This is a genomic window from Thermincola sp. GK-1, assembly GCF_059412445.1.
Window position 1 is genome coordinate 25003 of record NZ_JBSQAT010000010.1, and the last position, 15541, is coordinate 40543.

Sequence of the window (15541 nt, forward strand, 5' to 3'; positions counted from 1 at the left end):
TTTTATTACCGTAAAAAAAGTAAAAAAATGTAAGAAAAGCAAAACAAAGGAAATGGTAGGTGATAACTTTGGTTAAGCAGTATCCGAGAATTCCCTCCGGCTGCGCGATAAGTGGAATTATCAATAAAAAAGGCCAAGTTTTTTCCGGCGCAGATATTATCAGGTCAATTGCCTTGATGCATGATCGCTCCAATGGTTTGGGGGGTGGATTTGCTGCTTATGGAATTTACCCCGAATATGAAAACCATTATGCTCTGCATGTATTTTATGAAGGACTGACTTGCAAAGAAAAGGCTGAACAATTTATAAATGAGCATTTTAACGTAGATTCCAACGGCAAAATTCCTACCCGCAAAGTATGTTCAATTACCAATCCCCCGCTGATTTGGCGTTATTTTGTACAGCCCAAAAAAGACAAGCTTTTGCAGTCGGAACTGACGGAAGAAGAATATGTTGTGCGCTGCGTAATGCGAATAAACAGTGAGTACGACGGAACCTACATTTTCTCCAGCGGAAAGAACATGGGTGCTTTTAAAGGGGTTGGTTACCCTGAAGATATAGGGGAGTTCTACCGGTTAGACGAATACAGAGGGTATATCTGGACTGCTCACGGCCGTTTCCCTACCAATACCCCGGGCTGGTGGGGTGGAGCCCATCCTTTTACTTTGCTTGATTGGTCTGTTGTACACAATGGGGAAATATCTTCCTATGGTGCGAACGCCCGGTTCCTCGAAATGTTTGGATATAAATGCACTCTGCAGACAGATACGGAAGCTATTACCTATATTTTTGACTATTTAATCCGCAAGCAGGGACTGAGTCTTGAACTGGCCGTCGCCACTGTGGCGGCGCCTTTCTGGAAGGATATCGACAGAATGGAACCGGCCGAAAAGGATTTGTTCACAGCTTTACGAGCCACCTATTCCAGTCTGCTTGTGAATGGGCCTTTCTCCATTATCCTTGGAACCAGAAACGGTATAATGGCGCTTAATGACAGGATCAAACTGCGTTCTCTGGTGGCTGCAACCAAGGGAGATTTTCTTTATGTGGCCAGTGAAGAATCGGCTATCCGTGAAATTTGTGCCGACCCGGACACTGTATGGACGCCTCGCGGGGGCGAACCGGTAATTGGTTTGCTGGAAGGAGCTGACAGGTTATGACACTGAATTTCCAAACTCCGGATTTTATTGTGGAACGGGATATCAAAAAATGCATCAACTGCAGAGTCTGTGAGCGCCAGTGTGCCAATGAGGTTCACTCTTATGACGCGGAAGAAGACTTAATGATGGCTGACGACACCAAGTGCGTAAACTGCCACCGGTGTGTTCTGCTTTGTCCTACCAGGGCCTTAAGCATCAGGCGGCATCCGCTGGAATTTAGGGAGCACCCGGTTTGGACGGGGTCAACGATTAAAGAAATTTATAAACAGGCAGCTACAGGCGGCATTTTATTGACAGGGATGGGTACTGACAAGAATTTTCCTGTTTACTGGGATAATATCTTATTAAATGCGAGCCAGGTAACCAACCCGTCCATTGACCCGCTGCGTGAACCTATGGAACTGAAAACTTTTTTGGGGCGTAAACCGGAACAGTTGAATATCAAAGACGGTCGCCTGGCGGAAAAGATGCCACCTCAACTGGAACTGGAAGTCCCCATAATGTTTGCGGCCATGTCCTTTGGATCCATCAGTTTAAATGCCATTACATCATTGGCCAGGGCAGCCAAAGAAGTAGGGACTTACTTTAATACGGGCGAGGGCGGATTGCACAAGAGCCTGTATGAGTTTGGGGATAACTGTATCGTCCAGGTGGCTTCCGGGCGCTTCGGTGTTCACCCGGAATACCTGAAGGCCGGTAAAGCCATCGAAATAAAAGTCGGTCAGGGAGCTAAACCGGGCATCGGTGGACATTTACCGGGTGAAAAAGTTGGTAAACAGGTTTCCGAAACCAGGATGATACCTGAGGGAACCGACGCCATTTCCCCTGCGCCGCACCACGATATCTATTCCATAGAGGATTTGCGCCAGCTCATATTTGCCCTGAAGGAAGCAACCAATTACGAAAAACCTGTCTCTGTAAAAATCGCTGCTGTGCATAACGTTGCCGCCATAGCTTCCGGTATTGCCCGGGCAGGGGCCGATATCATTGCTATTGACGGAATTCGCGGCGGAACGGGGGCGACACCTTTAAGAACTCGTGACAGTGTTGGTATTCCAATAGAATTTGCCCTGGCAGCGGTTGATTCCAGACTGCGGGCAGAAGGCATCCGGAACCAGGTTTCCATTGTAATTTCCGGCGGTATCCGGAACAGTTCCGATGTGGTCAAAGCCATTGCTCTGGGAGCAGATGCCGTTTATATAGGAAGCGCGGCATTAATTGCTCTGGGTTGTCATATGTGCCAGACCTGTTACAGTGGTAAATGCAACTGGGGTATAGCTACTCAGAACCCCAACCTGGTAAAACGTTTAAATCCAGACATAGGCGCCCGGAGAGCTGCAAACTTGCTGAAGGCCTGGGGCCACGAGATCAAAGAACTTTTAGGCGGTATGGGTATCAATGCTTTGGAGAGCTTGCGGGGTAACAGGCTGATGCTAAGGGGAATTGGCTTAACGGAAAAAGAGCTTAATATACTCGGAATAAAAGCGGCCGGAGAGTAAGGGGGGTAAGTAATGAAAAGGATATATGCCAACGAGGAAGTGTGTATAGGCTGCAGGTTGTGTGAAGTTCACTGTATTGTAGCCCATTCCCGTTACCCTAACGACATTGTGAAGGCTTATAAAAAAGGGCCGCGTCCTGCTGCCAGGATAATCGTCGAGGAAAACAAGCCTGTATCTTTTGCCATACAGTGTCGGCACTGTGATGAACCATACTGTATCAAAGCCTGTATAACGGGAGCTATGCACCGGGATACGGAAACGGGCACCGTTGTAAACGATACAGAACGTTGTGTTGGCTGCTGGACCTGTATAGTGGCCTGCCCAGCCGGCGCTATTGTAAGAGACGGAGCAGGGAAGAAGGTTGCCGCCAAATGCGACTTATGCATAGAAAAAGCCGATGGCCGGCCGGCGTGTGTGGCCAACTGCCCCAATGGAGCATTAGTACTTGCAGAATAGGGCCAAAGGGAGGTGTAGAGGCGTTGAAATACGTATTGATCGGAAACTCTGCAGCGGCAATTGGCGCTGTTGAAGGAATCAGAAAGGTAGACAAGAAGGGTACGATTACCATACTGTCCGACGAACCGTACCATACCTATTCCAGGCCGTTAATATCTTATTACCTGGCGGATAAAGTCACGGAAGACCAAATGAGGTACCGCCCGGAGGATTTTTACGCACTGCATGGTGTACAGTTTTTGGGGGGCCGTAAGGCATTAGCTGTAAAAACCGGTGAAAAAACGGTGGTTACCGCAGAAGGCGATATACCTTATGATAAATTATTGATCGCCACCGGCAGCAAGCCTATTGTTCCCCCGGTACCCGGACTGGACAGGGAAGGGGTCTATACCTTTATAAAATTTGATGACGTTAAAAAAATTAAGGAAGTTGCCGCGCCGGGAAAAAGGGCTGTGGTTATAGGAGCGGGCCTCATTGGTATGAAGGCCGCAGAAGCTCTGGTACAGTGTGGCGTGGAAACTACTGTGCTGGATCTTTCGGATAGGATTTTGAGCTCAATTCTGGATACCAGAGCTGCGGAAATGGTAAAAGCGCATGCGGAAACCAAGGGTGTTGCTTTTAAGTTGAACAACACTGTTGTAGAGGTCCGGGGGGATAATAAAGTTAGTTCGGTTCTGCTGAAAGATAACAATGAGCTGCCCTGTGACATAGTCATAGTAGCCATAGGGGTTACCCCTAACCTGGATGTGATTAAAGAATCTGACATTAAGTACAACCGCGGTATATTAGTTGACGAGAAGATGCAGACCAGTGTGCCTGATGTATATGCCGCCGGGGACGTAAGTGAAGGTTATGACCTTCTTTACGGTGGACAAAGGGTACTCCCGATTTTGCCCAATGCTTATATGCAGGGGGAAATTGCCGGGCAGGCCATGGCAGGGGCCGAAGTGCAATTTGGCGGCGGATTTGCTTTCAATGCCATAGGGCTTTTTGGCCTGCCAATGAATACGGCCGGTATTGTTAATCCTGAAGGTAGCGAGTATGAGACCATGGTGGATGAAAGCAGCCAGGATAAATGTTATCGCAAAATAGTTTTAAAAAATGACAGGGTTGTTGGCTTTATTCTGCTCAACTCTATAGACCGGAGCGGTATTTTAACCGGGTTAATCAGGGAACAAGCAGATGTCAAGGCTTTCAAGCAGGATTTAATCCGGCAGGATTTCGGTTATATCCATTTTGCGCCGGACGTGAGAAAAGCTAAATTGACAGGAGGGAAGGCCGGTGATTAAAACAATTGATGCTAAAGGCATATACTATAAAGAGCTGAATGACCTCCTCCTGGAGACGGTAAATGAAGGCGCCACCCAAATTCTTTTGGAAAATGTAAACGGCCAGCGTTATATCGGTACCCGTATAAACAAACCGGTGCACATCGAAATCCGGGGGGTGCCCGGCAATGACCTGGGGGCATTTATGGACGGTCCTGCCATTACTGTTTATGGCAGCGGTCAGGATGCGGTAGGGAATACCATGAACTCCGGAAAAATAATTGTGCATGGGCATGCCGGGGATGTGCTCGGTTATGCTATGAGGGGCGGTAAAATTTTTGTCCGTGACGATGTGGGTTATCGGGTAGCTATTCACATGAAGGAATACCGTGACAAAAAGCCCCTTATTATTGCCGGTGGCTGCGCAGGAGACTTTTTTGCCGAATACATGGCAGGCGGTGTAGCAGTTCTACTGGGGCTGAACCGCAAACCCGGTCGGCCCGTAGTCGGTGATTACCTGGGAACAGGTATGCATGGCGGAGTTGTTTACCTGCGGGAAAAGAGGGAAAACATCAATCCGCATTACCTGGGTAAGGAAGTTGCGGTATTTGATATCGATGAAAAAGACAGAGAGATTTTAGAGACCTATCTCACCGAGTTCTGCAGCGACTTAAATGTAGACCTCAAAACTGTTATGGACCATGCGTTCACCAAAGTTGTTCCGGTATCCCATCGCCCATACGGAAAACTTTATACATCATAAATAGCTCATGGTACCGGCTGATAAATTTCCAGACAATCCACAAATTCAGCAACTTTTTTATCAAGGTCCGCATTTATTTTGGTTGTAGCGGGTAAAATAGGTTAGCGTCCTAATAATTACCAGGCAAAAAATTCCCTGTTCTGTATGTGCAAGGCCTGTCTTTAGCAGCAGGCTATATTGACACGAGTATTGCTCCTTGTTATAATATAGTATATATGTCGATATATACGCTTTGCTGAGGAGGTGCGCTAGGGTGGCGGAAGTAAAAAGAATTATGATTAGTTTACCTGATAACCTGTTGCGCGAAGTAGACGGTATCGTGGCTGCGGAAAAACTTAATCGCAGTGAGTTTATTCGTGAGGCCATGAAACTTTATATCCAGGAGAAAAAACGGAGAACTATCAGGGAGCAAATGAAGAAAGGATACTTAGAGATGGCCAAAATCAACTTGGCGTTGGCTGGAGAAAATTTTAATGTTGAACATGAAGTCACACGCCTTTTTGATGGAAGGTTAGCGGAGGGTAAATAATATGCTTATCCGACGCGGTGATATCTTCTTTGCAGATTTAAGTCCGGTAGTTGGTTCGGAACAGGGCGGGACGCGACCGGTTTTAGTACTACAAAACGATATAGGCAATCAATACAGTCCGACCACCATAGTAGCGGCAATCACTTCTCAAATAAGCAAAGCCAAACTTCCTACTCATGTAGAAATATCTGCAAAAAACAGTGGGTTGGAAAAGGATTCGGTTATTTTGCTGGAACAGATTCGTACTATTGATAAAAGCCGGTTAATGGAAAAGGTTACATCTTTGAGTGAAGAAGATATGGAAAAGGTAGCTCAAGCTATCGAGATCAGCCTAGGGTTAATTGATATTTAGACAGTCTGTGTTATTAGAAAAGAGCCATGAAATAAACCGGCTCTTTTTTCTTTTGTAGCATTTTATATAGTAAAATTTACCATTATATGAGGACGATAAGGCAAAATGAAGTGAGATACATAACCTTATATTAAAACCATAATAAAACAGCAGTTGGAGATGAGGAAATGAAACCGGTAATAGGTATTACCTGTGCCGAAGAAAACGGGGCTGACCGGTATTTTTTAGCCCGGGCATATACGGAAGCTGTTGCCAGTGCGGGAGGTATACCATTACTTTTGCCGGCCCTGTGTCAACAGGATTGCTCCTTAATATTGGCTAAGACAGACGGCCTTATCTTGTCGGGAGGGCCGGATGTAGACCCCTACTTTTTTGGAGAAGAACCTGAGCCGGGGTTGGCAGAGATTACCCCGGACAGGGACTGTTTCGAGATTACACTTACGCGCCTGGCATTGGAAAAAGGCATTCCCGTGTTTGCTATCTGCCGTGGTATTCAGGTACTAAATGTTGCCGCCGGAGGGACGGTGGTTCAGGACATAAGTGTGGAGATACATAAACCGGTCAAACATTCTCAACAGGCTCCCCGGTGGTATCCTACCCACCGGGTAGACTTGGTTCCCGGTACGAAATTAAGCAGCATATTGAATACCCCTTCCATAAGAGTGAACAGTTTTCACCACCAGGCGGTCAGGGCACCGGCACCGGGTTTTCTGGTGACTGCCAGGTCTGTTGACGGCGTCATAGAGGCCATCGAATCTACTAACCACTCTTTTGCCCTGGGGGTGCAATGGCATCCCGAATGTATGACAGCAAAAGATATACATGCCCGCCTGTTGTTTGCGGCTTTTATTGCCGCCTGTAAAACCAACCAACCGGGTAAAATGACTAATAAATGAAGGAAAAACCTGTGCTGCCGGCATAATAGAATAAGGTTATTATCTTAATCAGAATGGAGGAACCGTATTGATCGAGACCATTGCCAGGGAACTCAAATTGAAAGCTGTTCAGGTAGAAAATACCGTCAAACTTTTGGATGCAGGTAATACTGTTCCCTTTATTGCCAGGTATCGCAAAGAAGCTACCGGTGAACTGGATGAAAACCAGATCAGGGAGATTCAGGAACGCTTAAACTACCTGCGTAACCTGGAGGAGCGTAAACAGGAAGTTATCAGGTTGATAGATGAGCAAGGGAAATTGACTCCCGAACTTGCTGAAGCAATTAACCGGGCAGAAAAATTGCAGGAAGTGGAAGACCTGTACCGGCCATATAAACAGAAACGCAAGACCAGGGCTAGTGTAGCTAAGGAAAAAGGATTGGAACCTTTAGCTGAAGTCATATTGGCGCAGGCCCCTGATTCCGGGGACCTGAGTTCCCTGGCTACTTCCTATGTTAATACTGAAATGGGCGTAAATACTCCGGAAGAAGCTCTGGAAGGAGCCCGGGATATAATTGCCGAAATTATTTCCGATGACGCCGATGTCAGGAAACTTGTCAGAAGAATGACCTTCGAAGCCGGGTTCATTTCTTCCCAGGGCAAGACAAATGAAAAAGGCGTTTATCAAATGTATTATGATTACCGTGAACCTGTACAAAAGATTCCCCCCCACAGGATTTTGGCTTTAAACAGGGGTGAGAAGGAAGAAGCGTTGAATGTAAAGATAGAGGCCCCGGTGGAAAAAATATTGGTGGCTGTGCAGGCGATGTATATCAGGGAGAACAGCCCATACGAAGATTTCCTTAAAATTACTGTGGAAGATTCCTATAAAAGGCTTATTGAGCCTTCGATAGAGCGGGAGATCAGGAACGAACTGACGCAAAAAGGGGAAGAACAGGCAGTTAAAATATTTGCGAGTAATTTAAGAAACCTTTTACTGCAGCCACCTATTAAGGGTAAAGTGGTTATGGGTATTGATCCCGGATACCGTACCGGATGTAAAATTGCTGTGGTAGACGAAACAGGCAAGGTGCTTGATGTGGGGGTTATGTACCCAACCCCGCCGCAAAACAAAGTGGAGGAAGCAAAAAAAATCATGGCTTCCCTGATTGACAAACACAAGGTTGACCTGATTGCCATTGGCAACGGGACTGCTTCCAGGGAAACGGAAGCAGTGGTGGCAGATTTGCTGGCTGAATACCCGGGGAACCTCGCTTACACCATTGTCAGTGAAGCCGGGGCTTCAGTTTACTCAGCCTCCAGGCTCGCCGGTGAGGAGTTCCCACAATACGATTTATCCTTGCGAAGCGCTGTTTCCATTGCCCGGCGGTTGCAGGACCCGCTGGCGGAACTGGTCAAGATTGACCCCAAGGCCGTGGGCGTGGGCCAGTACCAGCATGATGTAAATTCCAAAAGGCTGGAGGCCACCTTGCAGGGGGTAGTAGAGTCGTGTGTAAATACTGTGGGTGTAGATCTTAATACCGCATCGCCTTCTTTATTGAAATATGTGGCCGGCATAAAACCATCGGTAGCCAAGAACATTGTCACTTACCGGGAAAGCAACGGCAAATTCAGGAACCGCGCGGAATTAAAAAAGGTCAAGGGCTTGGGGGAACAGACCTTTGTTCAGTGCGCAGGTTTTCTGCGTATTGCAGATGGAGATAATCCCCTGGAAAAGACTCCTGTTCACCCCGAGTCATACTTTCTGGCTGAAAAGATATTAGCCAAGGTAGGATTGAAACCGGCAGACCTGCTCAGCAAGGAGAGCGGCCAATTGCAGGAACTTTTATCTAAAATGGATGCAGCGGCTTTAGCCAGAGAACTGAATGCGGGTGAACCTACTGTCAGGGACATTATTGAAGCCCTGCAAAAACCGGGGCGCGACCCGCGGGAAGACATGCCCAAACCAATTTTCCATAAAGAAGTAACTTCCCTGGAAAACCTGCGTGAAGGAATGGTGCTGCAAGGGACTGTGCGCAATGTGGTTGATTTCGGCGCTTTCGTAGACATCGGGGTGAAGCACGATGGTTTGGTGCACATTTCTCAGCTCAGTGAAAAATATGTGAAGCATCCTATGGAAGTAGTGGCTGTGGGCGATATAGTCAAAGTAAAGGTTGTGAGCATTGACTTGGAGCGGGAGCGGGTTAGCCTATCTATGAAAGATGTCTAAGTATAGCGACCAGTTGCCGGTGGTTGCTGGCCGCAAAGATACGACTGAAGTGGCGATACAATCGTTACTCCGAAGGGCAACTGGTTATTGGCTGCTGAAATTACTAAGAAAGGAGAAATAGCTTTGCGAACACGGGAGATCATGAACCTTGTATTGGAATTGGCCGGATTGGACGAGGTGCCGCCCGATTCGGGCATTATTGTGCCCGGCAAAAACATAAAAAAGCTGGCCTTCGGCATTGATATGGAGGTCGCCGAGCTGTTGTTGGCCCGTGATTTGGGCGTTGACGCCGTGATCAGCCACCATCCCAAAGGGGGCCTGCCTATGGTGGATTTCCACAAAGTCATGTACAGGCAGATTGATAGAATGGTAGAGGCCGGTATACCCATCAACAAAGCCCAAAAGGTGCTCCAGGAAAGGGTGGAACAGGTCGACCGGTCTCACCACGTGGGGAATTATGATCGGGTAGTATCAGCTGCCCAACTGTTAAATATGCCCTATATGGTCATTCATTCACCTGCGGACATTCTCACGGAGAAGACTGTTCAGGCAGCTCTTGACAGAGGATTGGCCGGTATACCGAAGGCCACTTTAAGAGATGTTCTTGATATACTGGTGGAAATTCCCGAGTATCAGAATTCGCCGGTTAAACCGGTGATCAGGGTAGGCAGCGAAAAGGATTACGCCGGGAAAGTATTTGTCGTAATGGCCGGCGGTACCAACGGCGGGGAAAAAGTGGCCAGGGCATATTTTGAGGCCGGCGTGGGAACCCTGGTGGCCATGCATATGCCCGATGATGTAATCAGGGCTGTACGGGAACAGAACATTGGCAATATAGTAGTGGCCGGTCACATGCCCAGCGATTCCATAGGCATTAACAAAATCATTGCCGCTCTGGAAGCCAGGGGTGTCGAGGTAATCCGTATGAGCGGGGTAGTTGCGCCTTAATAATGGCCATTGGGTCTACTGCTGGGGGTGAAACAACCTTTGACCTGCAGATGCCGCTGTATGGTGAAGTAACCGTTGCTCCGAGGTTGCGTGTACAAGGAAGGGTGGGTGGCGTGCTGAGGCTACCGTCAAGGAGCGACTGTGCCCGCAAACCCTTGCCGGGGAGGCAGGGAGTTCCCGCATGTCCGAAGATGGTGAATGCCGCCGGGAAGTCCGGCACGCAACGGAGGTTGAGTGTCCGGATGGGAGGCGGCCTGACTATAAAGAAATGCAACATGAGCCATCGAGTTCGGGAACGCTGCCTTCCCGGCCAGGTTTTGCAGCACAAAGCTCCGTGGTAGCCGGGTCACCCCACCCACCCTTCCTTGTACAGATCGAACCGTAATACAGGCCGTTCTGTAGTCAGTGGGTGATCACACTTAATCGCCGCTGCCCGGAGCCTCGAAGCAACGGTTGTTCCACCGGTACAGCGCCAACCCCAAAAACAAAGGAGGAGAGTTATGTTAGCCATAATTAACGGTCGGGTAATAACCATGACGGGAAAAGAATACGAAAAGGGTACTATTCTGACGGACGGTCAAAAAATAGCAAAGGTTGGTTCCAATATATCAATTCCGGAAGGAGCGGAAGTCATTGATGCCGCCGGTAAAATTGTTATGCCGGGGCTCATTGACGCTCACTGCCATGTGGGAATACTGGAAGAAGTATACAGGCAGGAGGGGAACGACGTCAATGAATCGACGGAGCCTGTGACTCCGCATTTACGGGCTATTGACGGTATAAATCCGGAAGACCTTGGTTTTCAGGATGCCCTGGAAGGAGGCGTGACTACTGTTGTTACGGGGCCGGGAAGCGGAAACGTTATAGGCGGGGAAAACCTGGCCATGAAGACTTTTGGTCGGGTGGTTGACGAAATGGTTATAAAAAACCCCATCGGCCTCAAGGTAGCTTTTGGTGAAAACCCTAAACGAGTTTATGGCAGCCAGAGCAAGATGCCTATGACAAGAATGGCCACTGCTGCTTTGTTCAGGGAGGCTTTGGTCAAAGCCGAAAATTATATGGCCAAGATGGAACGTCAAAGACAAAGAACGGAAGAAGCCTTTTTTGAACGGGATTTGAAAATGGAGGTACTCTGCAAGGTTTTGAAAAGAGAAATTCCTATCCGGGCCCATGCCCACAGAGCCGATGATATCATGACCGCCATTCGCATCGCAGAAGAATTTAATCTGAAAATTATCATTGAACACTGCACCGAGGGATATAAAGTTGCCGATCAGTTGGCGAAAAGAGGAATACCGGCCGTCGTGGGCCCCTTCTTAACGAATAGGGCAAAAGTTGAATTAAAAGACAGGACTTTGGCTAACCCTTATTTTTTAGCCAAAGCCGGTGTAAAAATAGCTTTTATGACTGACCATCCTGTCATCCCAATTAATTACTTGGCATTGAGCGCCGCTTTAGCCGTCCGGGAAGGGTTGGATGAACAGGAAGCTATGAAGGCATTGACAGTAAATGCGGCGCAAATTTTAGGTTTGCAGGACAGGATTGGAACGCTGGAACCGGGTAAGGATGCCGACATTATTATCTTAAACGGACCTTTATTTGAATTGAAAACGCGGGTGGAAAAGGTCATTGTTGCAGGTAAAATAATTAATTTAGATAGTAAATAATTAGATATATACGGAAGCATTAGCAAGTGGTCAAAACGTCGGTTTTTGTCGGAAAATCGCCTATTTTTTGGGGAGGAAACCCTTCTTTTACGTCGAAGAATAGATTATAGAATAAAATAAGTTTTAGACATCATAACTGCCTTTTTGAACATCAAAAAGGTAATTTCGGACACACGAATTGTAAATTGGTATCTGCCGAAGGAGGTGTAATAGTGAGTGGGTTTCCTCTAAAAGTGTTGATTGTTGACGATCAGGCCGGCGTAAGGCATTTGCTGGAAGCTGTTGCCCAGGAAGAGGGATGTCAAACTTTCACCGGCTGTAATGGTTTCGAAGCTGTCGACCAGGTTAAGAAAAATCAACCGGATTTAATATTCATGGATATCAGGATGCCGGGGATGGATGGTACCCAGGCCTTGGAAATCATTTTACAAATGGGCCTTGATATTGAGATTGTAATGATGACGGCTTTTGCTGAGAAGGAGGTGCTTGACAAAACACCTAGTGGGAGGGTTCGATACCTGATAAAACCTTTTGACATTGAGGAAATACGCAGCATTATACGAACCTTGGCTGACAACGGAAATAACCGGCAAATTTCCGTTGGTTAGAAAAACTTCGACCACTATACCACTTATAGTGGTTTTTTTATGTTTTATATGATATAATATTTCAGTATCTAGGAAATTATGCTTTGAGGTAAAATTGGGGATAACCTCAAAGCATGATTTCCGGATATCAACAAAAGTTTCCTTAAAGTTTCGATAGAAACTTTTGTTCTATTCAAAATTAGTTGCCACTAGGGGTGCCTTCGGGCTGAGAGGCTTCATGCCAACCCTTTGCACCTGACCTGGATAATGCCAGCGGAGGGAAGTGGTCGGTATATTTGCATTATATCGCCCATTCTGTCTGGAATGGGTTTTTTCTTTTCAAAAAAATTTTTTGGAGGGATCAGCTTTGAAAAAGGTACTTACTATTGCCGGATCGGACTCCGGCGGCGGAGCAGGTATCCAGGCAGACCTGAAAACCTTCAGTGCGTTTGGTGTTTATGGGATGTCTGTTATTACTGCCGTAACATCCCAAAATACTTTGGGAGTAAGCGGTTTTCGGGCTATGCCCGCTGAATTTGTCGGGCAGCAGATGTCCGATGTTCTGTCGGACATAGGGGCCGATGCTACAAAGACGGGGATGCTTGCCAACGCAGACATTATATGTGAGGTGGCGGAAAAAATAAGGGAATTTAAACACGAAAACCTTGTAGTCGACCCCGTAATGGTGGCTACAAGCGGGGACAGACTCATGGAGCCGGAAGCAGAAAAGGCCCTTAAGGACAAATTGTTGCCATTGGCGTTAGTGGTTACCCCGAACATCGCAGAGGCAGAAGTATTAAGCGGTATCCGGATCGCCAACCGGGAAGATGTGGAAAAAGCCGCTCAGATTATATATGGTTGGGGTCCAAAAGGAGTAATAATCAAGGGAGGCCACCTGTCGGGGGAAGCCATTGATTATTATTACGACGGCAAAGAAATTTATGAGTACCGGAGCCCGCGGGTAGATACAAAGAACACCCATGGAACAGGATGTACTTTTTCCGCGGCCCTGGCCGCCTGCCTGGCCCTGGGAATGCCTTTAAAAAAGGCTATTCCAATAGCGAAAGACTATCTATACCTGGCGCTTTTAAATGCCGATTCCCTGGGCGCCGGTCACGGACCGACAAATCACCTGGCCGGGTATTTTGACCATTCAACAAAAGCCATAAGGCCGGCAAAAGGTTTGCCGGCGGCAAAAACCGAAAATAATTCCCGCAAATTGACGGGCCGGAAATTATATGTTATTACCGGCCAGGAATTTGCCAAAGGCCGGCCTGTAACAGAGGTAGTAAGCCAGGCATTGGCCGGCGGCGCGGGTATCATTCAACTGCGGGAGAAGAAATGGACCACCAGACAACTGGTGGAAGTGGGACGGGAGTTGCAAAGGCTGGCCCGGGAAAACAATGCCCTGTTTATAGTTAATGACCGCATAGATGTGGCTTTGGCTGTTGATGCGGATGGGGTCCACCTTGGACAGGATGATATGCCGGTCCGTATGGCCCGCCGGGTCATCGGGCCCGATATGATTCTGGGGATTTCTGCGGAAACGGTGGAAGAGGCATTAACTGCCGAAAAAGAGGGAGCCGATTATATTGGATTTGGGCCGGTTTTCCATACAGATACCAAGCCCGACGCGGGGACAGCCAGGGGTTTGGAATTGCTGGCGCAGGTAAAAAAGGCCGTTTCTATTCCTGTTTATGGGATTGGCGGTATTAAATTGGATAATGCGGCGGAAGTTTTAAGTGCCGGGGCTGACGGCGTGGCTGTTATAACTGCCGTTGTCGGGGCCGACGATATAACACTGGCAGCACAAAAATTTATTCACATAATGGAAGGTGGTAGATAGAATGACACAAATGCAAGAGGCACGGGCAGGCCGGATAACACCGGCCATGGAAATGGCAGCCCAAAGGGAAGGGCTGGCGGCGGAATTTATTCGGCATGGTTTGGCGTCAGGAACTATAGTCCTCCCGGCTAACATAAACCATAAAAATTTGGAGCCTTGCGCTATAGGCCATGGACTAAGGACGAAAGTAAATGCCAATATAGGGACATCGCCTGAATTTCCTGATTTGGACAAGGAAATAGAAAAGCTGGAAGCGGCTTTGGCCGCGGGGGTAGATGCAGTGATGGACCTCAGCACAGGCGGCGACCTAAATGTCATCAGGCGAGAGATCTTAAAGCGTTGTACGGTACCAGTCGGCACAGTTGCCGAATACCAGGCGATGGTGGAAGCCCGGCGAAAATACGGAAATCTGATTGAAATGACCGAGGAAGACCTGTTTAATACCATTGAACAACAGGCGCGCGATGGGGCTGATTTTATTACTGTCCATTGCGGCGTTACCGGCGAGGGAATTGAGCGTTTGAAAAAAGAGGGCCGGATTACGGACATTGTTAGCCGCGGCGGGGCTTTTATGGCGGGCTGGATTTTGCATCACAACCGGGAAAACCCTTTGTACGAACAGTATGACCGGCTATTAGATATAGCCGAGAAATATGATGTCACTTTAAGCCTCGGTGACGGATTGCGGCCCGGTTGTTTGGCAGATGCCAGTGACCGGGCGCAGATACACGAGTTAATTATTCTGGGCGAATTGGTAGACCGGGCCTGGGAAAGAGGCATACAGGTCATGGTTGAAGGCCCCGGCCATGTACCGCTCAACCAAATTGAAGCTAACGTTATATTGCAGAAACGCATCTGTAAAGGGGCGCCCTTTTATGTACTGGGACCTTTGGTTACCGATGTCGCCCCGGGTTATGACCATATAACCTCGGCTATTGGCGGCGCCCTTGCGGCCTCTGCCGGAGTGGATTTTCTTTGTTATGTGACACCCGCCGAGCATTTGGGCCTGCCGTCGGTAGAAGATGTAAGGGAAGGGGTGATTGCGGCGAGGATTGCCGCTCACGCCGCTGACATTGTCAAGGGAGCGCCGGGAGCATTGGCCTGGGACCTGGAAATGGCCAAAGCACGGAAGGCCCTGGACTGGCAAAAACAGATAGAACTGGCTATAGACCGGGAGAAAGCAGTCCGGTATTGGCAGGAGAAGAACATAAAAGACAAAGATGAAAATAAGGGTAAAGAAGAATGCTCCATGTGTGGAGAATTTTGCGCCATGAAAGTAATTGGGGAACATTTGCAATGTGACAGGAACAAAAAGTCATAAACTTTACTCTTAAAATTAATATCTGTGTCCTGGTATAGTA

General features: G+C 47.9%; 15 protein-coding genes and 1 riboswitch. All 15 genes read left to right on the top strand.

Annotation, left to right across the window (positions count from 1 at the left end):
- The first annotated feature begins 59 nt into the window (after positions 1–59).
- The 15 genes from ACSNJE_RS10465 (at position 60) to thiC (ending at position 15501) form a co-directional block, all read left to right on the top strand.
- A complete protein-coding gene (locus ACSNJE_RS10465; protein WP_083436834.1) occupies positions 60–1160 on the top strand; it encodes a class II glutamine amidotransferase in 1101 nt (366 codons plus the stop codon).
- Positions 1157–2659: a glutamate synthase-related protein gene (locus tag ACSNJE_RS10470; RefSeq protein ID WP_052217616.1), complete on the top strand. Its 1503-nt coding sequence runs from the start codon at positions 1157–1159 to the stop codon at positions 2657–2659. Before ACSNJE_RS10465 ends, ACSNJE_RS10470 begins: the two co-directional genes overlap by 4 nt.
- Before the next feature lie 12 nt (positions 2660–2671).
- Positions 2672–3115, top strand: coding sequence for a 4Fe-4S dicluster domain-containing protein (locus ACSNJE_RS10475; protein ID WP_052217618.1), 444 nt, complete (start codon positions 2672–2674; stop codon positions 3113–3115).
- Between the two features lie 23 nt (positions 3116–3138).
- Positions 3139–4404 (top strand): NAD(P)/FAD-dependent oxidoreductase, encoded by a 1266-nt coding sequence (locus tag ACSNJE_RS10480; protein ID WP_495252629.1) that lies wholly within the window; start codon positions 3139–3141, stop codon positions 4402–4404.
- Positions 4397–5146: a GltB/FmdC/FwdC-like GXGXG domain-containing protein gene (locus ACSNJE_RS10485; RefSeq protein ID WP_495252630.1), complete on the top strand. Its 750-nt coding sequence runs from the start codon at positions 4397–4399 to the stop codon at positions 5144–5146. Before ACSNJE_RS10480 ends, ACSNJE_RS10485 begins: the two co-directional genes overlap by 8 nt.
- A gap of 253 nt (positions 5147–5399) precedes the next feature.
- Positions 5400–5675: a CopG family ribbon-helix-helix protein gene (locus tag ACSNJE_RS10490; protein WP_013119606.1), complete on the top strand. Its 276-nt coding sequence runs from the start codon at positions 5400–5402 to the stop codon at positions 5673–5675.
- A gap of 1 nt (position 5676) precedes the next feature.
- A complete protein-coding gene (locus ACSNJE_RS10495; RefSeq protein WP_013119607.1) occupies positions 5677–6027 on the top strand; it encodes a type II toxin-antitoxin system PemK/MazF family toxin in 351 nt (116 codons plus the stop codon).
- Positions 6028–6194: 167 nt separating this feature from the next.
- Positions 6195–6923: a gamma-glutamyl-gamma-aminobutyrate hydrolase family protein gene (locus ACSNJE_RS10500; RefSeq protein WP_052217622.1), complete on the top strand. Its 729-nt coding sequence runs from the start codon at positions 6195–6197 to the stop codon at positions 6921–6923.
- A gap of 67 nt (positions 6924–6990) precedes the next feature.
- Positions 6991–9132 carry a Tex family protein gene (locus ACSNJE_RS10505; RefSeq protein WP_474773630.1) on the top strand — a complete coding sequence of 714 codons (2142 nt, stop codon included), beginning with the start codon at positions 6991–6993 and terminating at the stop codon, positions 9130–9132.
- A 123-nt stretch (positions 9133–9255) separates the two neighbouring features.
- Complete coding sequence (locus ACSNJE_RS10510) at positions 9256–10080, top strand: hypothetical protein (RefSeq protein ID WP_474773629.1); 825 nt, start codon at positions 9256–9258, stop codon at positions 10078–10080.
- 2 nt (positions 10081–10082) lie between these two features.
- Positions 10083–10421: a hypothetical protein gene (locus tag ACSNJE_RS10515; RefSeq protein WP_474773628.1), complete on the top strand. Its 339-nt coding sequence runs from the start codon at positions 10083–10085 to the stop codon at positions 10419–10421.
- Positions 10422–10580: 159 nt separating this feature from the next.
- Positions 10581–11747, top strand: coding sequence for an amidohydrolase (locus ACSNJE_RS10520; protein WP_052217628.1), 1167 nt, complete (start codon positions 10581–10583; stop codon positions 11745–11747).
- Positions 11748–11959: 212 nt separating this feature from the next.
- Positions 11960–12355: a response regulator gene (locus ACSNJE_RS10525; RefSeq protein WP_052217630.1), complete on the top strand. Its 396-nt coding sequence runs from the start codon at positions 11960–11962 to the stop codon at positions 12353–12355.
- A gap of 180 nt (positions 12356–12535) precedes the next feature.
- Positions 12536–12633: riboswitch (TPP riboswitch) on the top strand.
- Positions 12634–12701: 68 nt separating this feature from the next.
- Positions 12702–14180: a bifunctional hydroxymethylpyrimidine kinase/phosphomethylpyrimidine kinase gene (gene thiD, locus ACSNJE_RS10530; RefSeq protein ID WP_160315538.1), complete on the top strand. Its 1479-nt coding sequence runs from the start codon at positions 12702–12704 to the stop codon at positions 14178–14180.
- A gap of 1 nt (position 14181) precedes the next feature.
- Entirely contained in the window at positions 14182–15501 is a 1320-nt protein-coding gene (gene thiC / locus ACSNJE_RS10535) for a phosphomethylpyrimidine synthase ThiC (RefSeq protein ID WP_474773627.1), read from the top strand.
- Positions 15502–15541 lie beyond the last annotated feature (40 nt).

Excerpts from the sequence above, each read along its gene's own strand:
- ACSNJE_RS10470 (WP_052217616.1), top strand. The coding sequence starts at position 1,157 with ATGACACTGAATTTCCAAACTCCGGATTTTATTGTGGAACGGGATATC.
- ACSNJE_RS10475 (WP_052217618.1), top strand. The coding sequence starts at position 2,672 with ATGAAAAGGATATATGCCAACGAGGAAGTGTGTATAGGCTGCAGGTTG.
- ACSNJE_RS10495 (WP_013119607.1), top strand. The coding sequence starts at position 5,677 with ATGCTTATCCGACGCGGTGATATCTTCTTTGCAGATTTAAGTCCGGTA.
- ACSNJE_RS10500 (WP_052217622.1), top strand. The coding sequence starts at position 6,195 with ATGAAACCGGTAATAGGTATTACCTGTGCCGAAGAAAACGGGGCTGAC.
- ACSNJE_RS10515 (WP_474773628.1), top strand. The coding sequence starts at position 10,083 with ATGGCCATTGGGTCTACTGCTGGGGGTGAAACAACCTTTGACCTGCAG.
- ACSNJE_RS10520 (WP_052217628.1), top strand. The coding sequence starts at position 10,581 with ATGTTAGCCATAATTAACGGTCGGGTAATAACCATGACGGGAAAAGAA.
- thiC (WP_474773627.1), top strand. The coding sequence starts at position 14,182 with ATGACACAAATGCAAGAGGCACGGGCAGGCCGGATAACACCGGCCATG.